This is a genomic window from Bacteroides graminisolvens DSM 19988 = JCM 15093 (assembly GCF_000428125.1).
Lineage (GTDB): Bacteria > Bacteroidota > Bacteroidia > Bacteroidales > Bacteroidaceae > Bacteroides > Bacteroides graminisolvens.
The window spans coordinates 120,418-142,056 of sequence record NZ_KE386627.1; the positions used below are offsets into that span (position 1 = coordinate 120,418).

Here is a 21,639-nt window from a genome sequence, read left to right on the forward strand (position 1 = left end):
TTGTAAGATATGTATTTGCCTGATAAATAATGTTTTATAGCATCATTAATTATCTTGTTTTATGCTTGTAGAAATGAAAAAAGCATCTATATTTGCACCGCAAATTAAGGTAAGTATTATGCAAAACATACTCAATGAAACTCTTTTGGCGAATAATCACATATCAGTTGACTGTGTGGTGATTGGTTTTGACGGTGAGCAACTCAAGGTGCTTCTGGTTAAAAGGGTAGGCGAAGAAGCGGGCGATATATACAACGACATGAAATTGCCCGGAAGCCTTATTTATATGGATGAAGATCTTGATGAAGCGGCTCAACGCGTGTTGAATGAATTGACCGGCGTAAAATCTGTGAATTTGATACAGTTTAAAACGTTTGGTTCCAAAAACCGCACGAGCAACCCCAAAGATGTTCGTTGGCTTGAAAGAGCCACCAAAATGAAAGTTGAGCGTATTGTTACCGTGGCCTACATGGCTATGGTGAAAATAGACCGAACGCTGAGTCAGTCTCTGGAAGATTACCAAGCTTGTTGGGTAGCATTGAATGAAGTCAAAACATTGGCTTTTGACCATAACCTTATTATTAAGGAAGCATTGGTTTCCATTCGCCAGGTGGTTGAGTTCAATCCCTCTATCGTATTCGACTTGCTTCCGCGCAAGTTTACCGCAGCCCAGCTTCGCATTCTTTTTGAACTTATTTATGATAAAGAACTTGATGTGCGCAACTTTCATAAGAAAATAGCTATGATGGAATATGTTGTGCCTTTGGAAGAACGTCAGAAAGGGGTGGCGCATCGCGCAGCACGCTATTACAAGTTCGATAAAAAGATATATAACAAGATCAGAAGATAACATCATCCAGTTGAATCGATTAATGAAAGTTTCTAATACTAAAAAATAAGTTTATGTTTTTACTAGGGTACGATATTGGTAGCTCATCTGTTAAGGCGAGCTTGGTTAATGCCGAAACCGGAAAATGTGTTTCGTCGGCTTTCTTCCCCAAAACGGAAGCAAACATCATAGCTGTTAACCCCGGATGGGCAGAACAAGACCCCGAGAGCTGGTGGGAAAACCTCAAGCTGTCCACACAAACCATTATGACCGAATCCGGCGTTAGTGCCGGTGAAATAAAGGCCATTGGTATATCTTATCAGATGCACGGATTGGTGTGTGTTGACAAAGATCAACACGTGTTGAGACCTTCCATCATTTGGTGCGACTCACGTGCAGTGCCTTACGGTCAAAAAGCGTTTGAAACGCTGGGCGAAGAACAATGCTTGTCGCACTTGTTGAACTCTCCCGGTAACTTTACCGCTTCTAAATTGGCATGGATTAAGGAACATGAACCCGAACTTTATGCACGCATTTACAAAATAATGCTTCCGGGAGATTACATTGCCATGAAGTTGAGCGGTGAAATTTGCACCACTGTTTCGGGCTTGTCCGAAGGTATGTTTTGGGATTTCAAAACAAATTCTGTGGCAGACTTCCTGATGAAATATTACGGATTCGATGCTTCGTTGATAGCCGATATTAAGCCAACCTTCTCTGAACAAGGACGTGTCAATGCTGCTGCGGCCAAGGAATTAGGATTGAAAGAAGGAACACCTATTACTTATCGTGCCGGTGATCAGCCCAATAATGCGCTTTCGCTGAACGTATTTAACCCGGGAGAAATAGCTTCAACAGCAGGAACTTCGGGTGTGGTTTACGGAGTGAACGGCGAGGTAAATTACGATCCGCAGTCGCGCGTGAATACATTTGCCCACGTGAACCACAGTGATGAGCAAACCCGTTTGGGTGTGCTGCTTTGCATCAACGGAACCGGAATTTTGAACTCATGGGTTAAGCGCAACATTGCTCCCGAAGGAATTTCGTATAACGAAATGAATGTGCTGGCTTCCAAAGCGCCTATCGGTAGTGCGGGCATCAGCATTCTTCCTTTTGGGAACGGTGCCGAAAGAATGCTCAATAATAAAGAAATAGGTTGTAGCATCCGTGGCGTGAACTTTAACACGCACGGCAAGCATCACATTATTCGTGCTGCGCAAGAAGGCATCGTATTCTCATTCAAATACGGTATTGATATTATGGAGCAGATGGGTATACCAGTGAAGAAGATACATGCCGGTCATGCCAATATGTTCCTGAGTTCTATCTTCCGCGACACATTGGCCGGAGTAACCGGAGCCGTTATCGAGCTGTATGACACAGACGGATCAGTGGGAGCAGCCAAGGGAGCCGGTATCGGTGCAGGAATTTATAAAGACAACAACGAAGCTTTTGCTACGCTCGAAAAGCTGGATGTAATTGAACCAAACGTTGCTAAACGCCAGGAATACGCTGATGCTTATGCCAAGTGGAAGTATCGTTTAGAGAAATCAATGAGCAAATAAATAATTAACTAACTTAATTTAATAACAAGTGAAAAGCAGCATATTCACTAATTGACATGTGCTGCTTACACTTTAAAACCCTAAAAATTATGGCAACAAAAGAGTTTTTTCCCGGAATAGGAAAAATTAAATTTGAAGGAAAAGAGAGCAAAAACCCGATGGCATTCCGTTATTATGATCCTGAAAAGGAAATTAATGGAAAGAAAATGAAAGATTGGTTCAAATTTTCAATGGCATGGTGGCACACACTTTGCGCTGAAGGTGGCGATCAATTTGGTGGCGGAACAAAACAGTTTGCATGGAACGGTAATGTTGATAAATTGCAGGCTGCAAAAGATAAAATGGATGCAGGTTTCGAATTCATGCAGAAAATAGGTATTGAATATTACTGTTTCCACGATATTGACTTGGTTGACGAAGGTGCTTCTATTGAAGAATACGAAGCTAATTTGAAAGCTATCGTTGCTTACGCAAAACAAAAGCAACAAGAAACTGGTATTAAACTGTTGTGGGGTACTGCCAACGTGTTCAGCAATGCTCGCTACATGAATGGTGCAGCTACTAACCCTGATTTTGATGTAGTGGCTCGTGCTGCTGTTCAAATTAAAAATGCGATCGATGCTACTATTGAACTAGGTGGTTCAAACTACGTATTCTGGGGAGGTAGAGAAGGTTATATGTCTCTGTTGAACACTGACCAGAAACGTGAAAAAGAACATTTGGCTAAAATGTTGACTATGGCTCGTGACTATGCTCGTTCTAAAGGCTTCCAGGGTACTTTCTTGATTGAACCTAAACCAATGGAACCTAGCAAACATCAATATGACGTTGATACTGAAACTGTAATTGGTTTCTTGAAAGCTCACGGTCTTGAAAAAGATTTCAAAGTGAACATTGAGGTGAACCATGCTACGTTGGCCGGTCATACTTTTGAACACGAATTGGCAGTTGCTGTTGACAATGGCATGTTGGGTTCAATCGATGCTAACCGTGGTGACTATCAAAACGGCTGGGATACTGACCAGTTCCCCATTGACCAATACGAATTGGTTCAGGCAATGATGCAGATCATCCGCAACGGTGGTTTGGGTAATGGCGGTACTAACTTTGACGCTAAGACTCGTCGTAACTCAACCGATCTGGAAGATATCTTCATTGCTCACATTGCAGGTATGGATGCCATGGCACGTGCTTTGGAAAATGCAGCTGCATTGCTTAACGAATCTCCTTACAAGAAAATGTTTGCAGAACGTTACGCTTCATTCGATGCCGGTAAAGGTAAAGAATTTGAAGAAGGCAAGTTGAAACTAGAAGAGTTGGTTGCTTATGCGAAAGCAAACGGTGAGCCGAAACAAACTAGTGGAAAACAAGAATTGTACGAGGCGATTCTGAACATGTATTGTTAAGAAATCCATATACTATGAATAATACAAATAACGGTAGTAAACTCTATCTTTATTCAATCACAACAGTAGCCATCCTCGGAGGGCTACTGTTTGGTTATGATACAGCAGTGATTTCCGGTGCAGAAAAAGGGCTTGAAGCTTTCTTTTTAATGGCACCGGATTTTCAGTATGATAAGGTGATGCATGGCATTACTTCATCGAGTGCTTTGATTGGTTGCGTTCTGGGAGGTGCCATGTCTGGTGTTTTCGCTTCACGCCTGGGGCGTAGAAACTCTTTGCGACTGGCTGCCATTCTGTTCTTCCTATCGGCATTAGGCTCTTATTATCCCGAATTCTTGTTTTTTGAATACGGAAAACCAAACATGGACTTGTTGATCGCTTTTAACTTGTACCGTGTGTTGGGTGGTATTGGCGTTGGACTGGCTTCGGCTGTATGTCCTATGTACATTGCCGAAATTGCACCGTCAAACATCCGTGGAACCTTGGTGTCATGTAACCAGTTTGCCATTATTTTTGGTATGTTGGTGGTGTATTTCGTGAATTATCTCATTTTGGGAGGTCACGAAAATCCTATTTTGGACAAGGATCCTGCAACGGGCATGCTGACGGTGAATAGTGCATCGGATATGTGGAGTGTAACCGAAGGCTGGAGGTATATGTTCGGCTCAGAGGCTTTCCCGGCCGGTTTGTTTGGATTGCTCTTGTTTTTTGTTCCTAAAACTCCTCGCTACCTGGTAATGGTACAGCAGGAAGACAAGGCTTTCTCTATTCTCGAAAAAGTGAATGGTACCATTCAGGCAAAACAAATCTTGGCTGATATTAAAGCAACGGCTCACGAGAAGACAGAAAAGCTCTTCACCTACGGGGTAACTGTTATTGTAATAGGTATTTTGCTTTCCGTATTTCAGCAGGCCATCGGTATTAATGCGGTACTTTATTATGCACCGCGTATATTTGAAAGTGCCGGAGCTGAAGGAGGAGGTATGATGCAAACCGTGCTGATGGGTGTGGTTAACATCATCTTTACGCTGGTTGCCATCTTTACTGTGGACCGTTTTGGACGCAAACCTTTGCTGATTATCGGTTCTATTGGTATGGCTTTAGGAGCTTTTGCGGTTGCTTTGTGCGATGGCATGGATGTGAAAGGAGTTCTTCCCGTATTCTCCATTATCGTTTACGCAGCATTCTTCATGATGTCATGGGGCCCTATCTGCTGGGTACTCATTTCCGAGATATTCCCCAACACGATCCGTGGTAAAGCGGTAGCAATTGCGGTGGCTTTCCAATGGGTGTTTAATTACATCATATCATCTACTTTCCCTGCACTGTATGATTTTAGTCCGGTGTTTGCATATAGTCTTTACGGTTCCATTTGCATTCTTGCTGCTCTATTTGTATGGCGCTGGGTGCCCGAAACGAAGGGTAAAACTCTGGAAGATATGAGTCAACTTTGGCAAAAATAAATAAAAATCACCCTCGCCACAGATCGTTGTAGCGGGGGTGATTTATTAAATCGGCTATTCGTGCCGGTTGACCATCATTTTTTGCAGGTTTTACATGCAGCAGATAACATAGCAACGGGTAGATGTCAACGTTGACAAACCCTTTGGAGCGATAACCCTCTTTGAAATCGGGTCCGTAAGCTCTGAAAATAACCTGCATGTCGGGCTCCTGAGGGAAATAACCGTGCGCCCCTTTTAGTCCGGCTCCTTTCTCGGCAAACTGCCATCCGGTTGCAGGTGCAATGACTATGTCGCCAATCCGGTCACTGCTGCCATAATGCAGTTCGGCGGGTATTTCTTCCTTTTTCCACACATGAATGTGAGGCACATTTTTTAATGAATTGTACACCGAATCCCTGAATTCGGGCTTTGTAAATACCGATGTTGGTGTTTTACCATCAATAACCCGGCACCACTCCGGTTTGAGATATTGATGCATGTTGACCACACGCTCATCGCTGATTTCAGTCATCCCGTGGTCCGAAGTTACAATTAAATTGATCCTGTCCGCTATAGGCAGCCTACTGATCTTGTGCATCAGCACACCCACCAAACTATCCAGGTATTCAACTTTTCTTTTTGTTTCCAGGCTTCGCGGACCGAAGTGATGCCCTGTGCCGTCGGGCTCTTCAAAATAGAGCATGACGAGTTGCGGGCGTGCCTCTTCGGGCATGCGTAACCACGAAATAACAGTATCAATGCGTTCTTCGAACGTTAGCTGCGGCTTCTGCCTGAACAATTTTTGATAAGTAGGAAATGTATTTTTGATGGGTATATCGGCTGCCACCCAATACATATTGGCCGTTTTAACACCCTGTTTTTGTGCCGTAACCCATATTGGTTCGCCCAAATAATATGCCGGATTAAAACGTGTTTCCGGATTATTCATGGAATATTGCCGGTTGTTCTGCGTATCCCAAAATGTATTGTTTACTATGCCATGATGATCAGGAACCAGTCCGGTAGCCAGCGTGTAATGGTTCGGAAAAGTGGAAGCCGGATAGGAGGGAAGCATGGTGGCCGACGAACCTCTGGCGGCTATCTGGTCTAAATGGGGAGTGTTATACAAGGTAGGGTAATCCCAGCGAAAACCATCGAGCGATACGATAACGGTGTAGTTGGGGTGCGATTGGCACCACGCTGATGCGGATAGCAGAATTAGAACGAATAAACTGACGAACTTTTTCATTTTACATACTTTCTTTTTAGTGACTACGAACGGATGTGCAAAAGTAATTGTTTCCCCTGATAGATTTCATCTATAAGTCCATAGATTTTATCCATTGTATTTATTTTGCCACCTCTGCAGATTACCGTAGTTTTGCTTTCAGAAAAAGGATTAAATAACTTCTAAAAACAAAATACATTATGAGATCATTAATTGGAAAACAAGCACCTAAATTTAGTGCAGCAGCAGTAGTTAACGGACACGAAATAGTCGATAACTTTTCTTTGGAACAATACAAAGGTAACAAATACGTGGTATTTTTCTTCTATCCGATGGACTTTACATTTGTTTGTCCCACGGAACTCCACGCTTTTCAGGAAAAACTGGCCGAATTTGAAAAAAGAAATGTGGCAGTAGTTGGCTGTTCAGTCGATTCACAGCATTCACATTTTGCATGGTTAAACACACCTAAAAACCAAGGCGGTATTCAGGGTGTAACATATCCGATTGTAGCCGACCTTTCCAAATCAATTTCTGAAAGCTTCGGCGTATTGGCAGGTTCTTACGCACCCGATGAAAATGGCAATTGGGTTTGTGAAGGTACCCCCGTTGCGTACCGTGGATTGTTCCTGATTGATAAAGAAGGAGTGGTTCGCCATTCAGTTATTAACGATTTGCCACTAGGACGTAGTGTGGACGAAGCCATTCGTGTGGTAGATGCCTTGCAACACTTTGAAGAATTTGGCGAAGTTTGTCCGGCTAACTGGTCAAAAGGTAAAGATGCTCTTAAGGCAACCGAAGATGGTGTTGCCAGCTATTTGAGCAAGCACTAAAATTCACTGTAGGCCCTTGGGCCGAACAACATAAATAAGTGCTTTTATTATTGCAAAGAATGCGCATACCTTCATTTTTTTGAAGATTTGATGCATTCTTTGCTTTTTTTATTTCATTTTTATTTCAAATTTCCGCTCAAATCTTATTATTTGATGCGCATAATGAAAAAAAACACAGTTATATAGGTGTTTATTCAAAATAAATGCCTTACTTTGTAGCCGTAAACAATTGATCGTTTCGTATTGTTCTTTTTTCTTCTCTTTTTAGTTGAATACAGATCTATCTCAAACTTCCGTTGTTTTATTATTTTATTTATCAATTTTTATTTTTTATTTTTATGAACATTTATGTTGGAAACCTAAGCTATCGCGTTAGGGAAGCAGATTTGAGACAGGTTATTGAAGAATACGGTACAGTTGATTCTGTTAAATTAATCGTTGACCGTGACACTAAAAAGTCAAAAGGCTTTGCATTCGTTGAAATGCCAGACAGCACTGAAGCTGGTCAGGTTATCAAAGAACTTAACGGAGCTGAATACGAAGGTCGTCAGATGGTAGTTAAAGAAGCCTTGCCACGCAAGTAATTCTTTTAAAATAAATCTTACTTATAAAAAAGGATGCATCACATGATGTATCCTTTTTTTGTGCCTTTAAATAGCCTTTCCACAAAGCCTTTGAGAGTTGTGCACAAAGATGAATACTTCTGTGCGTAGAAAACAAATGTCTTGTGCGCAGTGAACAGCTGCGTTGAGCACAGCGTGGTAAAAAGAAGCGTGCTGTTTGTTTTTATCGGTCAGATTTCTTTAGATTCGGTAAAAAGTAAGTAACCAATCCTAACAAAGGCATGTATGCACACATCTCATAAACATATTCAATTCCTTTGCTATCGGCCATATTACCCAAAATAGCCGAAGCCACACCTGCAATGCCGAATGCCAGTCCGAAAAACAGTCCCGAAATAAGTCCCAGTTTGGCCGGCAATAATTCTTGCGCATAAACCAGTATGGCCGAAAAAGCCGATGAAAGAATCAACCCGATGCAAATACTTAAAATGCAAGTCCAAAACAAATTGGCATGAGGCATCAACAACGTAAAAGGAGCTACCCCTAAGATGGATACCCAAATGACGTATTTACGTCCCACGCGGTCGCCTATGGGGCCACCCAACAATGTTCCCAGCGCAGCTGCAAAAAGAAAGGCAAACAAGTAAAATTGAGAGTTCTGGATGGAAACACCAAATTTATGCATCAGGTAAAAGGTATAGAAGTTGGTGAGACTGGCCATGTAGATGTATTTAGAGAAAATAAGTACAAGCAAAATAAGTAATGAAAGAATCGTTTTGTTGCGTGACAACGGCCCTTTGACAGCTGCTACCTGCTTGCGTCCTCGTTGCCCGGCAATTTGTAGCACTCTTCTATACCATTTGCAAATGGGAATCATTGCTAGAATAGCAATTACTGCCAGCACGGCAAACAAAGCAATGTGCTGTTGTCCGTAAGGAGCAATGATCAGTGCAGCTAATAACGGTCCCATCGATCCGCCTAAATTGCCACCTACTTGAAAAAGAGATTGCGCTAATCCGCGTTTACCACCGGATGCTAACGAAGTAAGACGTGAAGCTTCGGGGTGTAAAATAGACGAACCGACACCCACCAGAAACACCGATAAAAAAACCTGTGGGAGGGTAGTGGCGAAAGCCAGGAAAAGCAATCCTGCCAGCGTGAAGCTCATGCCGATGGGTAAAAACCACGGGTTCGGTTTTTTGTCGAGATAGATGCCCACCAACGGTTGAAAGACCGAGGCCGAAATCTGATAAACCAGCGTGATGAGCCCTATTTGGGCAAAACTGAGAGATAAGCTATCTTTTAATAATGGGTAAATAGCTGAAATGACAGATTGTAGCGTGTCGTTTAATAAATGCGCAATGCTTAGCGCTATGAGGATGCTAAAGGTAGTTCCCCCGGCCGCTTTCGAATTAAATAGGTTCATGTACTTTATCTTATTTACCTTTAAAAGGCTGCAAAGTTACACTAAATTTCTAGTATAACGATTTTAATGCTAGCCGTTTTCATGCAAATATTGTCATTATGCATCGCTTTTTGAGGGCAAATGCTTTCTCTCTTACTAATGTTTTTGTAAATTTGCACCCTTATAAATTTGAATAGTTAAAATTTAGAATATACAGTGATGAGTAAAAGATTTGCTGAACATTCTCAGTTCGACCTTTCTGAGGTGAACAAAGAGGTACTTAAAAAATGGGATGAAAACAGTGTTTTCGCCAAAAGTATGACAGAACGTGAAGGGTGTCCCTCATTTGTGTTTTTTGAAGGACCTCCCTCGGCCAATGGTATGCCGGGCATTCACCATGTAATGGCACGTTCCATCAAAGATATTTTCTGCCGTTACAAAACGATGAAAGGTTTTCAGGTAAAGCGTAAGGCCGGATGGGATACGCATGGACTACCGGTGGAACTGGGAGTGGAGAAAGCGCTGGGCATTACCAAAGAAGATATTGGTAAGAAAATCACTGTTGCCGAATACAATGCAGCTTGCCGCAAAGATGTGATGAAATTCACCAAAGAGTGGGAGGACCTTACGCACAAGATGGGGTATTGGGTCGATATGAACGATCCCTACATTACGTATGACAACCGCTACATAGAAACTCTGTGGTGGCTGCTGAAACAACTGTATAAAAAAGGATTACTTTACAAAGGATATACCATTCAGCCTTATTCTCCGGCTGCCGGAACAGGGTTGAGCTCGCACGAGCTGAATCAACCGGGCTGCTACCGTGATGTGAAAGATACGACGGTAGTTGCGCAGTTCCTGATGAAGAATCCCAAACCCGAAATGTCGGCATGGGGTACCCCTTATTTTATTGCGTGGACTACCACACCGTGGACATTGCCCTCAAACACAGCGCTTTGTGTGGGGCCCAAAATTGATTACGTAGCCGTTCAGTCTTACAATGCGTACACCGGCGAGCCTATTACGGTTGTGCTGGCCAAGGCATTGCTGAATACTCATTTTAATCCGAAAGCAGCTGAAATAGCTTTGGAAGATTACAAACCGGGTGATAAGTTGGTGCCGTTTAAAGTGGTGGCCGAATACAAAGGAACCGATTTGGTGGGCATGGAATATGAGCAGCTTATTCCTTGGGTCAATCCGGGCGAAGGTGCGTTCCGTGTTATTCCGGGCGATTACGTAACGACGGAAGACGGTACAGGTATTGTTCACATTGCACCTACGTTTGGTGCCGACGATGCCTTGGTGGCAAAAAATGCGGGTGTTCCTCCTTTGCAACTGATTAATAAGAAGGGCGAATTGCGTCCGATGGTTGATCTGACAGGTAAATTCTATACTTTAGATGAGTTGGACGAATCCTTTGTAAATCAGAGCGTTAACGTTGAACTTTATAAAGAGTATGCCGGTCGGTTTGTGAAGAATGCCTATGACCCTACGTTGACGGAAAAAGACGAATCATTGGATGTTTCCATTTGCATGATGATGAAGGCGTCTAACAAGGCGTTCAAGATAGAGAAGCATGTGCACAACTATCCGCATTGCTGGAGAACAGACAAGCCGGTGCTTTATTATCCGCTCGACAGTTGGTTCATCCGTTCTACCGCTTGCAAAGAGCGTATGATGGAGCTGAACAAAACCATTAACTGGAAACCGGAATCGACCGGAACAGGCCGTTTCGGCAAATGGCTTGAAAACCTCAATGACTGGAACCTTAGTCGCTCGCGCTACTGGGGCACACCGCTGCCTATCTGGAGAACGGAAGATAATAGCGAGGAAATATGCATTGAATCGGTAGAGGAACTCTATAACGAAATAGAAAAATCGGTAGCTGCCGGACTGATGGCTTCGAACCCTTACAAAGAAAAAGGATTTGTTCCGGGCGAATACAATCAGGATAATTACGAAAAGATTGACCTGCACCGTCCGTACGTTGACGATATTATTCTGGTTTCCAAAGAGGGTAAACCGATGAAACGTGAACTCGATTTGATTGACGTGTGGTTTGATTCGGGTGCTATGCCTTACGCGCAAATTCATTATCCGTTTGAAAACAAAGAATTACTGGATAGCAATCAGGTGTATCCGGCCGATTTTATTGCCGAAGGTGTTGACCAAACTCGCGGTTGGTTCTTTACATTGCATGCTATCGCTACGATGGTGTTTGATAGTGTGTCTTACAAAGCTGTAATCTCGAACGGGTTGGTGCTCGATAAAAACGGTAATAAAATGTCGAAAAGACTGGGCAATGCCGTTGACCCCTTTAGCACGATAGAGAAATATGGATCCGACCCCTTGCGTTGGTACATGATAACCAATTCTTCTCCATGGGATAACCTGAAATTCGATGTGGAAGGAATAGAAGAGGTACGCCGTAAGTTCTTCGGTACGTTATACAATACGTATTCGTTCTTTGCACTGTATGCCAATGTGGATGGTTTTGAATACAAAGAGGCAGATGTTCCCGTGGCTGAACGTCCGGAAATTGACCGCTGGATTCTTTCCGTACTCAACTCATTAGTGAAAGAGGTGGATAGCTGTTACAACGATTATGAACCCACCAAAGCCGGACGATTGATTTCTGATTTTGTAAACGATAATTTATCAAACTGGTACGTGCGTCTCAACCGTAAACGTTTCTGGGGAGGCGGCTACTCGCAAGATAAACTTTCTGCTTACCAAACGCTTTACACTTGTTTGGAAACAGTTGCCAAGCTAATGGCTCCTATTGCACCTTTCTATGCCGACAAGTTATACATGGATTTGATTGCTGCAACGGGAAGAGATACGGTTGTGTCTGTGCATTTGGCTAAGTTCCCCGTGTGCAACAGTTCGCTGATTGATGCGGCGCTTGAAGCACGCATGCAAATGGCTCAGGATGTAACATCCATGGTATTGGCGCTTCGTAGAAAAGTGAATATTAAGGTGCGTCAGCCCCTTCAGTGCATTATGATTCCTGTTTCGGATGAAGCGCAAAGAACTCATATTGAAGCGGTTAAGTCTCTTATTATCAATGAGGTTAATGTGAAGGAAATTAATTTTGTTGATGGTACGGCAGGTATTCTGGTGAAAAAAGTGAAGTGCGATTTCAAAAAGCTTGGTCCTAAATTTGGTAAAAAAATGAAGGCAGTGGCGGCTGCAGTAGGCGAGTTGCCACAAGAAGCCATTGCGGAACTGGAGAAAAACGGCAGGTATACTTTGTCATTGACCGATGGCGAAGCAGTTATTGAAGCGGCTGATGTTGAAATTATCAGCGAAGACATACCCGGCTGGCTGGTTGCCAACGAAGGAAAGCTGACAGTAGCTCTTGAGGTGACTGTGACGGAAGAACTTCGTAGGGAAGGAATAGCCCGTGAACTGGTAAACCGTATTCAAAATATTCGTAAATCGAGCGGATTTGAGATAACCGATAAGATAAGAATCAGATTATCTAAAAATCAGGAAACGGATGATGCGGTAAATGAATATAATAGTTATATTTGCAATCAGGTTTTAGGGGTTTCCCTAGAATTAGTTGACGAGGTCAAAGATGGCACGGAGTTGAACTTCGATGATTTCTCACTGTTTGTAAGTGTGATTAAAGAATAAATAAAAACTACTAACCTTTTAATTATTTAGAGTTATGACAGAAAAGACGAGATACTCTGATGCGGAGTTAGCTGAATTCCGTGCAATCATCATGGAGAAATTAGAATTGGCACAACGTGATTATGAACAGTTGAAGCTAAGCATAATGAACAAGGATGGTAACGACACGGATGATACTTCGCCAACATACAAGGTGCTTGAAGAGGGCGCCAATACATTGTCAAAGGAGGAAACTACAAGGTTAGCGCAAAGACAATTGAAATTTATTCAAGGTTTGCAGGCTGCTTTGGTTCGCATAGAAAACAAAACCTATGGCATTTGCAGGGAAACAGGTAAGTTGATTCCCCCCGAACGTCTTCGTGCCGTACCACACGCTACGCTTAGCATTGAAGCTAAAAATGAAGGAAAAAGATAAAAGTGTGAAGTAATAGCTAAAGTGTTGGGCTGTTCCGCAATTATGCTGATAGCTCAACACTTTTATGTTTAATGGAGTGTTTGCTCCAACTCTTTACTCAGGTAAGAATGAAAAAAATACTAACAAAAGGCCGGATATCATTACTCGTAATCGTTTCTGTGCTTCTCATTGACCAAATTATTAAGGTAATTGTGAAAACCAATATGTACTTTCATGAAAGTATTCATATTACAGATTGGTTTTATATTTACTTTACAGAGAACAACGGAATGGCTTTCGGTATGGAGATATTCGGTAAACTGTTTCTCACCAGTTTTCGTATTATTGCCGTAGGGTTTATTGCCTGGTATCTGTATAAAACAATAAAAAAGGGAGCCAAAACGGGTTATATAATATGTGTGTCATTGATACTTACAGGTGCACTCGGAAATATAATAGATAGCGTATTTTACGGTGTTCTGTTTGACCAAAGCACCAATTCTTCCATTGCTACATTCTTGCCTGCTGAAGGGGGGTATTCAACCTGGTTCTATGGCAAGGTGGTCGATATGTTTTATTTTCCCATCATCGATACAACCTGGCCTATGTGGATGCCGGTTATTGGTGGCCAACATTTTATATTCTTCAGTCCGATATTCAATTTTGCAGATGCAGCCATTAGTTGTGGTATTATTGCACTGCTTTTGTTTTACAGCAAATATTTGAATGAGAGTTATCACCACAAAAATTGACGAATAGTTAAGTGTATTAAACATGAAGAAACTCTGCTTTTTTTTCATACTTATGTTGACTGTAATGGCCTGTAAGGTTAAAAGACCCGACGGTGTTATTGCTGAGTCCCAAATGGAGGAGTTACTCTATGATTATCATCTGGCACGCTCCATGGGAGAAAACCTGCCTGTGTCAGATAATTATAAAAAAGCATTGTACATTCAGTCCGTTTTTCAAAAGTATGACGTAACACAGGCCGAATTTGATTCTTCAATGGTTTGGTATACCAGGCACACCGATATTTTAGCGAAAATATACGAAAAAATAAACGATCGTTTGAAAGAGGAGCAAGCATCTATCAACCACATGGTAGCCATACGCGATAAAAAGTCGCCTGTTTCACAACCCGGTGATAGCGTTGAGTTATGGTTTATGGAGCAGGTCTCTTGTTTGACAAACGCGCAAGATAACAACAAAATATCTTTTGTAATACCTGCCGATGTTAATTCGCAAGATCGTGATGCGCTGGTTTGGAAAGCTTCTTTCTTTTATCCTTCTAAAGCAGGGAAAGCAATGCCGGAAACTTACATGGCCATGCAAATGGTTTATCGAAACGATAGTGTGATTACTTCCTCTCGCAAAATTACCCGATCCGGAGAACAGGAAATCCGTTTGCAGTCAGATACGCTGGGAGCGCTTCGTGAAGTTCGTGGTTATATTTATTTTGAAGGTGGCAAGGATGACTATGTGTTGGTTCACAACATATCGATGAAGAGGTATCGCGTAACAGGCGAAATAGCAAAACCTGTTGAGCCGGTCCCAACTGATTCGACTCGTACTGTTAAATCAGCTCCGGTCTCCAAAGATACGTTGACTCCTCAAGAACCTGTTAAAAGGATGAATCCCGAGGAACTGAATCACAGGCGTAGAACGATGCCCGCCAGGAAGTTACAACCCATGAAACGATAACTGTAATTACTATGAAACGATTTGCTTCTCATTATTTATTTCTTCCCGAACACGGATGGATGAAACAGATGGTCGTTGAAATTGAAAATGACAATGTTTCAAGGATTTTTCCTTTAAGCGAAGAATCGGAGCGTGTACAGTGGATGCCGGGTGTAAGCGTACTGCTGTCGGACACAGACGTTACTAAGGATTTTAATAGGGAAGCTATGCTGGCAGACAAAATTACACCTTTACTGGCCGAAACAAAGATTGTTGATTACATAGCTTCTGATATGAATGAAGTTATTATGCAAAAAAAATGGGTGGTTTTCCGACTTTTTCCGTTTGATTTTACAGAAATGCAACCTTATTCAGCTACCAAACTAGCCATTCTGCGCTAGTCTTCTAAACTCGGCACATACAATGGCCGTTGCTATGGCTACGTTTAATGACTCCGATGAATTTCTTTCCTGTGGGTAGTTGGGAATGTACAGCTTTCTGTTTACGTAAGTTTCTATATCAGGGCTAATTCCGTTGCCTTCGTTACCCATAATAATAATGCCGTTTTTAGTCAATGGCTCTTCGTACATGTTCTTTCCATCAAGGAAAGTTCCGTAAATGGGTGTATCTTTTAGTGCAGACAAAAACGCTGGTAAGTCTACATAATGAACCTTAACACGAGCAATAGCTCCCATGGTTGCCTGAACGGTTTTCGGATTGAATACATCAACCGTATTAAAGGAACAGTAGATGTTTTCTATTCCAAACCAGTCAGCCAAACGAATAATGGTGCCTAAGTTACCCGGGTCTTGAACGTCATCCAAGGCAATAGATAGGTTGTGGGCTATTGTTTCAGAATCTATTGTATAATTAGGTTGTTTAAAAACGGCAAGCACACGTTGAGGGGTTTTTAATAAACTCGTACGGGCTAACTCATCGGGCGTCACTTCTGCTATCTCATCGGCTTTTACGTCGGGATGTTCTTCGAGCCATTCACGTGTGGCAGCAAGAAAAGAGCAATGAAAATGCCCTAATAATTCTTCGGTTAATTTGGGACCTTCTGCTAAGAAAACGCCTTCTTCTTTTCTGTTTTTCTTTAATTCCAGCGAATGAATATACTTTATTTTATTTTTACTAATAGACATTTCTTTAGATTCTGTTTGTATTTTTTTTGCAAATCTAGGAAGATATTTTTAATAACCGTCCATACTTCACTCTCTTTTTCTTTTAGCGTGAAGAAAATATGACTTATATTTGTGAATCATTAAATAATTGATCTTTCCTAACGCATGAATAAAGGCTTTCGTTATATTATATATTCCCTTTTTGCCATAACAATGGTTGCCTGCTCTGGTACGAAATATGTGCCCGAAGGTGCTTTTTTATTAGATAAAGTAGCAGTTCAGGCCGATAATAATGATACTAAATCAACTGACTTGTCTACTTATATAAGACAAAAACCTAACAATAGATGGTTTAGTGTAATAAAAACGCAGCTGTATATTTACAATCTTTCCGGAAGAGACTCTACCAAATGGTACAATCGGATGTTAAGAAGGATTGGTGACGCTCCGGTTGTGTACAGTGAATATGATACGCAACGTTCGCAGGAAGAGCTCAAAAAAGCGGTGCAAAACATGGGATACATGGGAGCGGAGGTCTATACGGATAAAAAAATTAAGAAGAAAAAGATAGAAGTGACATATCGGGTTGCATCGGGCAAACCCTACATTGTTCGTAGCGTGAAATTGGATGTTAAGGACAAAAAAATAGCAGAGTATTTGCAAAATGACTCGGCGAATTCTCTTTTACGTCCGGGAATGTTGCTCAACGTCAATAAACTCGATAATGAACGTCAGCGAATTACGTCATTCCTTCAGCAAAATGGATATTACCGGTTTAATAAAGATTTTATCTCTTACAGCGCGGATACCGTGAGGAGTACGTATCTGGTTGATTTAACATTGCATTTGCTTCAGTTTAAAGCATATACTGATAATGAACCATCAGACCACAAGCAATACAAAATAGGAAAGGTTAGCTTTATAACAGATTATGATGTTCTTCAATCATCGGCACTGAGCAGCATTGAAATCAATGATTCCATTCATTATAAAAATTATCCGATCTACTATAAGGATAATCTTTATCTGCGTCCCAAAGTTTTGGTCGATAATTTGCAAATTCGTCCGGGTGAGCTTTATAATGAAAGAAATGTACAGCGTACATATAATAACTTCGGACGACTTTCTGCACTGAAATATACAAATGTTCGTTTTTTTGATACTCAGGTAGCTGATACTAATTTACTAAATTGTTATGTGTTATTAACGAAGGGTAGGCATCAGTCTGTGGCTTTTGAGGTAGAAGGAACGAACTCGGCGGGCGACTTGGGGGCTGCTGCATCTGTTTCCTTTCAACATAGAAATCTGTTTCATGGTTCTGAAACATTCATGGTTAAACTGAGAGGGGCTTATGAAGCTATTTCGGGTTTACAGCAGGGTTATAGCAATGATAATTATACAGAATATGGAGTAGAGTCAAGTATTAACTTCCCAAGTTTCTTGTTCCCTTTTCTGGCTGCAGACTTTAAAAACCGCATAAGAGCAACTACTGAATTCGGTTTGCAATATAATTCTCAGCAAAGACCTGAGTTCTCAAGAAAAGTCGCATCTGCCTCTTGGAGTTATAAATGGTCCAATTCTCGTAAATCTCAGCACAGATTTGATTTGTTGGATGTTAGTTTTCTATATTTTCCATGGGTCTCAGATACTTTTAAGCAGAAGTATGAAGAGAATAATCAAAGTTATATTTTTGAATACAATTACAAAGACAGATTGATTGTGCGCATGGGTTATATGTTCAATTACAATAGTGCAGGGGAGAGGATGGCGAATAACACGATTAAAAGTAACTCCTTCTCAATTCGAGCTGGTTTAGAGTCGGCGGGTAATGTAATGTATGCAATTTCAAATCTTACAAAACAGTCAAAAAACTCTGATGGTGAATATTCCTTGTTAAGTATCCCTTATGCCCAATATATTAAGGGCGATTTTGACTTCTCTAGGAATATTGTTATCGACGATAAAAATGCTATTGCTTATCACGTTGGAGTTGGCATTGCTGTTCCTTATGGAAATTCAAAAAGCATTCCCTATATTAAGCAGTATTTTTCAGGCGGAGCTAATAGTGTACGTGGATGGTCGGTTCGGGAACTAGGTCCTGGCTCATTTCCTGGTGATGGAAACTACTTAAATCAGTCGGGCGACATTAAGTTTGATGCCAGTATAGAGTATAGAAGCAAACTTTTTTGGCTTTTGCAGGGGGCTTTGTTTGTTGATGCAGGTAATATTTGGACTATTAAGGAGTATGAAAACCAACCAGGCGGTCAATTTGATATTTCGAAGTTTTATAAACAAATAGCTTTTGCGTACGGTTTAGGGATAAGAATTGACCTTGATTATTTAGTATTTAGAATAGATGGAGGTATGAAAGCTCTCAATCCGGCTTATAGCAGTGGTAAGCAAAGATATCCGATTCTTAATCCTAATTTTAAGCGGGACTTTACGTTCCATTTGGCAGTGGGGTATCCTTTCTAAATAGATTCTTTGTCAGAGAGGGTTATGGAAAAACAAAGCCCTTTTGTTGAACAACAGCACAACAAAAGGGCTTGTAATACTATATCAATTTATCGAGCTGCAAAGAACGAGCTGTTCATTACAACTTGGCGTGCTGCCATCATACCTTGTGCATCAAGAGTTACATTCATTGTATTTCCATTCGGTAGAAATAAATCGGCAGTACCATCGTTATTCATTTTTAATAACTTAGTAGACTCTCCGTTGTATTCTACGTTCCATGTGTTATTTTCTTCATTGTATTTGAGATTCATTGATTGATCTTCTTTACTGATAGTGTAACCATCTTCTAAAGTTTTCACCAAGTAATCTCCATTCTCACCTTTTACCTTTTTGACTTCTCCTACATTGGCGCTTGCAGGATTAGAACCGGTCCAAAACTCAATAGAGTTGAGAACTACAACGTCTATTAAACCCGCAATAGGGTAAATAGGTACAATGTTACAAGCAAGAAACACGAGTTCATTTACAAATTTGTTGCCAAGTCCCTGATTCCAGTCAAGAACTTTATGCCATAAGGCAAATGAACCGATACAAGAACTAAATAATAATGTGCCACTGATTAATAATGCACCGATAGATAATTTGGTCTTTTTCATTACTTAATATGTTTTAATTAATAAAATAAATTGTGAATACAAATATATATCATTTTATTTATTTTGCAACGATTTGTATAAAATAAAATCTATCTTTTATGTTTAATAAGTTTCTTCAGAATGCTATCAAGTGAATACTTTCCAGGGCCAATAAAGTACATCAAAAGAAATACTATCAAATAAATGAACGCTAGTTCTTTAACTAAAAAAGGATCTGCTCCATGTACTATAAAAAATGCGACTACCATAGTTACAATCATAGGAATAAGAGATAATCTGTACAGAAAGCCTAGAATAAAAGCTAAAGAACAAATTAGCTCTCCGAAAATAGCTAATATTAACGAGGTACTGCTCCCTAATCCGATAGGATCTGGAAAACCAGATGACATTTGTTCAAACGCATTCCATTTTTGTAATCCGTGCAGCATCATTAATGTACCAAAAACGACTCTCATGCCAAGCAAAAACAAAGATGTTTTTGTATCATCCGGTTTTGACGGGAATAAAAAATTGTAAATCATATCATCTTCTTTTTAATATTTATTATTTTTATAACAGTTGTTATATCGAAAAAGTTTTTGCTTTTGTTAAAGTTGCTAATTAAATAATTAAAATTGGATTTATCAATTAGTGGGGCTATCTTTGTGAAAAAATAATTTAATAATGAATATTGAGGTCCTTAAAAAAGAAATTAGCGAAGTTTATCAAACACCCATTTTACATCAAACGGCCTTTTGGTCAGAAGTGAAAAGTAATTTAGGAGTAAAATCAAAAGCATTTGAATTTAAGATTAGAAACTCTGACTTATATACAAATACGGGAGGAAGGAGTTATACTGTATCTGATTTTTTAGTTTTAATACAACAGTTAAGTAAAGAATCAACAATAGCGTACGTTCCCTATGGACCTGAGATAGAACCTTCTGAGGAAAATCAGGGTCGCTTTTTAGAGGAACTGTCGGAAATTGTCAGATCTTATCTTCCAAGCAATTGTATTGCTTTACGATATGATTTGAATTGGCAATCTCATTGGGGAAAGGATGATTTTTGTGATGATGAAGGCAAATGGATGGGGCCCCCTCAACCTAATTATCAGGAATTTCATTTCAATTATAATACTATCAATTGGAATTTTAAAAAAGCAAATACTGATATATTACCAGTCAATACAATATTTATTGATTTACAGCCAGATGTAAATACTATTTTAAGTAAGATGAAAGCTAAGACTCGTTACAATATAAACCTGGCTTTACGTAAAGGGGTAGTAGTTAAAGAGGTTGGAATGGATAAATTGCACGTTTGGTACAACTTATACCGGGATACGGCTTATAGAAATAATATTTTTCTGAATGATATAGACTATTTTCAGACGGTTTTAGCTTCAAAGGCCGAAAATACATCGTCTCCGGCTATAGTCAAATTGCTACTTGCTGAATTAAACGGAGAACCTGTATCTGCCATGTTTTTAGTTATTACAGACCATCGTGCTACATATCTCTATGGAGCTTCTTCTTCAGCTCATCGCAATTCAATGTCTACTTATGCTTTGCAATGGGAGGCCATCCGAATTGCAAAAACTTATGGTTGCACAGAATATGATATGTTTGGCATACCGCCTAACTCAAATCCATCACATCCTATGCATGGACTATATCAGTTTAAAATAGGATTCGGTGGTGAATTATATCATCAAATGGGTTGCTGGGATTATCCTTTTGAAAAAGATAAATATGCATTGTTTCAAGCATACGAAATGAACTCAAAAGGCTATCATTTATAACTTTTTGTTTTCAATCCAGTTGATAATTTCTGGGCACATCGGACTTTCTTTAGGTGGAATCATTCCTATCCATTTACCATTTTCATCAATCATAAACTTTTGGAAATTCCACTGTACAGGTGCGTCTTCTTTTCCGTTTTTAGATTTTTGAGTTAACCACTCATAAACGGGAGAGATGTCGCTTCCTTTAACTGATATTTTAGCCATAAGTGGAAATTCAACATCGTAGTTTAGTACGCAGAAAGATTTGATTTCGGCATTACTACCGGGTTCTTGCCCATTAAAATTGTTAGCAGGGAATCCTACTATTGTGAATTTATCTCCTCCATATTTTTTATAAAGTTGCTGCAGCTCAAAATATTGGGGAGTAAGGCCGCATTTTGAAGCTAAATTGACTATTAACACCTTTTTCCCTTTTAGCTGGCTCAAAGGGAATGCTTCTCCATCAATGGTAGTAACTGTAAAATCATGCAAAGTGGCTTGCTGAGCATATATAGTACCTCCTAGAGGTGCTACGAGAAAAAGTAAAATATAGATTATTGTTCTCATCTGCTATGAATGTTATTATAAAATAATAATAAGAACAAATGGATTTCCGAATGGTTCAAAAACAAAAAAAGGTATCAAAAT

Annotated in this window: 19 protein-coding genes; 13 read left to right on the forward strand and 6 right to left on the reverse strand. The window is 40.4% G+C overall.

Translation table 11 applies throughout. From position 1 onward, the window contains the following. Window positions 1-118: 118 nt before the first annotated feature. From C511_RS0113055 to xylE, 4 genes are all read left to right on the forward strand, one after another. On the forward strand, window positions 119-850 hold the full coding sequence (locus C511_RS0113055) for an NUDIX hydrolase (protein ID WP_024996965.1): 732 nt from the start codon (window positions 119-121) through the stop codon (window positions 848-850). 53 nt (window positions 851-903) lie between these two features. Next, a complete protein-coding gene (locus C511_RS0113060) occupies window positions 904-2,394 on the forward strand; it encodes a xylulokinase (RefSeq protein ID WP_027318248.1) in 1,491 nt (496 codons plus the stop codon). A gap of 89 nt (window positions 2,395-2,483) precedes the next feature. Next, the gene (xylA, locus tag C511_RS0113065) at window positions 2,484-3,800 is read left to right on the forward strand and encodes a xylose isomerase (RefSeq protein WP_024996964.1); all 1,317 of its coding nucleotides are present in this window, start codon (window positions 2,484-2,486) and stop codon (window positions 3,798-3,800) included. A gap of 14 nt (window positions 3,801-3,814) precedes the next feature. Then, window positions 3,815-5,263: a D-xylose transporter XylE gene (gene xylE, locus C511_RS0113070; protein WP_024996963.1), complete on the forward strand. Its 1,449-nt coding sequence runs from the start codon at window positions 3,815-3,817 to the stop codon at window positions 5,261-5,263. Window positions 5,264-5,270: 7 nt separating this feature from the next. Here xylE and C511_RS0113075 read toward each other — a convergent pair whose 3' ends face one another. Then, window positions 5,271-6,491 (reverse strand): alkaline phosphatase family protein, encoded by a 1,221-nt coding sequence (locus C511_RS0113075; protein WP_024996962.1) that lies wholly within the window; start codon window positions 6,489-6,491, stop codon window positions 5,271-5,273. 179 nt (window positions 6,492-6,670) lie between these two features. Between C511_RS0113075 and C511_RS0113080 the strand changes: the two genes are divergently transcribed. Then, on the forward strand, window positions 6,671-7,303 hold the full coding sequence (locus tag C511_RS0113080) for a peroxiredoxin (protein WP_024996961.1): 633 nt from the start codon (window positions 6,671-6,673) through the stop codon (window positions 7,301-7,303). Window positions 7,304-7,641: 338 nt separating this feature from the next. Beyond that, window positions 7,642-7,887 carry an RNA recognition motif domain-containing protein gene (locus C511_RS0113085; protein ID WP_024996960.1) on the forward strand — a complete coding sequence of 82 codons (246 nt, stop codon included), beginning with the start codon at window positions 7,642-7,644 and terminating at the stop codon, window positions 7,885-7,887. Window positions 7,888-8,089: 202 nt separating this feature from the next. Here C511_RS0113085 and C511_RS0113090 read toward each other — a convergent pair whose 3' ends face one another. Continuing rightward, a complete protein-coding gene (locus C511_RS0113090) occupies window positions 8,090-9,292 on the reverse strand; it encodes an MFS transporter (protein WP_027318249.1) in 1,203 nt (400 codons plus the stop codon). A gap of 198 nt (window positions 9,293-9,490) precedes the next feature. On the opposite strand from C511_RS0113090, the gene ileS reads away from it, so the two are divergent. From ileS to C511_RS0113115, 5 genes are all read left to right on the forward strand, one after another. Further along, on the forward strand, window positions 9,491-12,916 hold the full coding sequence (gene ileS, locus C511_RS0113095) for an isoleucine--tRNA ligase (RefSeq protein ID WP_027318250.1): 3,426 nt from the start codon (window positions 9,491-9,493) through the stop codon (window positions 12,914-12,916). A 34-nt stretch (window positions 12,917-12,950) separates the two neighbouring features. Next, window positions 12,951-13,331, forward strand: a complete 381-nt coding sequence (locus tag C511_RS0113100; RefSeq protein WP_024996959.1) for a TraR/DksA family transcriptional regulator — start codon at window positions 12,951-12,953, stop codon at window positions 13,329-13,331. A gap of 107 nt (window positions 13,332-13,438) precedes the next feature. Beyond that, window positions 13,439-14,062: a lipoprotein signal peptidase gene (locus C511_RS0113105; RefSeq protein ID WP_027318251.1), complete on the forward strand. Its 624-nt coding sequence runs from the start codon at window positions 13,439-13,441 to the stop codon at window positions 14,060-14,062. A gap of 22 nt (window positions 14,063-14,084) precedes the next feature. Next, the gene (locus tag C511_RS0113110) at window positions 14,085-15,011 is read left to right on the forward strand and encodes a DUF4296 domain-containing protein (RefSeq protein ID WP_027318252.1); all 927 of its coding nucleotides are present in this window, start codon (window positions 14,085-14,087) and stop codon (window positions 15,009-15,011) included. An 11-nt stretch (window positions 15,012-15,022) separates the two neighbouring features. Then, window positions 15,023-15,391 carry a hypothetical protein gene (locus tag C511_RS0113115; RefSeq protein ID WP_024996958.1) on the forward strand — a complete coding sequence of 123 codons (369 nt, stop codon included), beginning with the start codon at window positions 15,023-15,025 and terminating at the stop codon, window positions 15,389-15,391. Here the strand turns inward: C511_RS0113115 and C511_RS0113120 are convergent. Continuing rightward, window positions 15,374-16,135, reverse strand: coding sequence for a TrmH family RNA methyltransferase (locus tag C511_RS0113120; RefSeq protein WP_024996957.1), 762 nt, complete (start codon window positions 16,133-16,135; stop codon window positions 15,374-15,376). The genes C511_RS0113115 and C511_RS0113120 overlap by 18 nt on opposite strands. A gap of 144 nt (window positions 16,136-16,279) precedes the next feature. Here C511_RS0113120 and tamL point away from each other — a divergent pair, with 144 nt between their 5' ends. Further along, window positions 16,280-18,589 carry a translocation and assembly module lipoprotein TamL gene (gene tamL, locus C511_RS0113125; protein WP_027318253.1) on the forward strand — a complete coding sequence of 770 codons (2,310 nt, stop codon included), beginning with the start codon at window positions 16,280-16,282 and terminating at the stop codon, window positions 18,587-18,589. An 89-nt stretch (window positions 18,590-18,678) separates the two neighbouring features. Here tamL and C511_RS0113130 read toward each other — a convergent pair whose 3' ends face one another. Next, window positions 18,679-19,227: a DUF3332 domain-containing protein gene (locus tag C511_RS0113130; protein WP_024996956.1), complete on the reverse strand. Its 549-nt coding sequence runs from the start codon at window positions 19,225-19,227 to the stop codon at window positions 18,679-18,681. Between the two features lie 89 nt (window positions 19,228-19,316). Further along, the gene (locus C511_RS0113135; protein WP_024996955.1) at window positions 19,317-19,748 is read right to left on the reverse strand and encodes a DoxX family protein; all 432 of its coding nucleotides are present in this window, start codon (window positions 19,746-19,748) and stop codon (window positions 19,317-19,319) included. 142 nt (window positions 19,749-19,890) lie between these two features. Here C511_RS0113135 and C511_RS0113140 point away from each other — a divergent pair, with 142 nt between their 5' ends. Continuing rightward, window positions 19,891-21,009, forward strand: coding sequence for a lipid II:glycine glycyltransferase FemX (locus C511_RS0113140; RefSeq protein WP_027318254.1), 1,119 nt, complete (start codon window positions 19,891-19,893; stop codon window positions 21,007-21,009). On the opposite strand, the gene C511_RS0113145 is transcribed toward C511_RS0113140, so the two are convergent. After that, window positions 21,004-21,558: a glutathione peroxidase gene (locus tag C511_RS0113145; protein ID WP_024996954.1), complete on the reverse strand. Its 555-nt coding sequence runs from the start codon at window positions 21,556-21,558 to the stop codon at window positions 21,004-21,006. The genes C511_RS0113140 and C511_RS0113145 overlap by 6 nt on opposite strands. Between the last annotated feature and the right edge of the window lie 81 nt (window positions 21,559-21,639).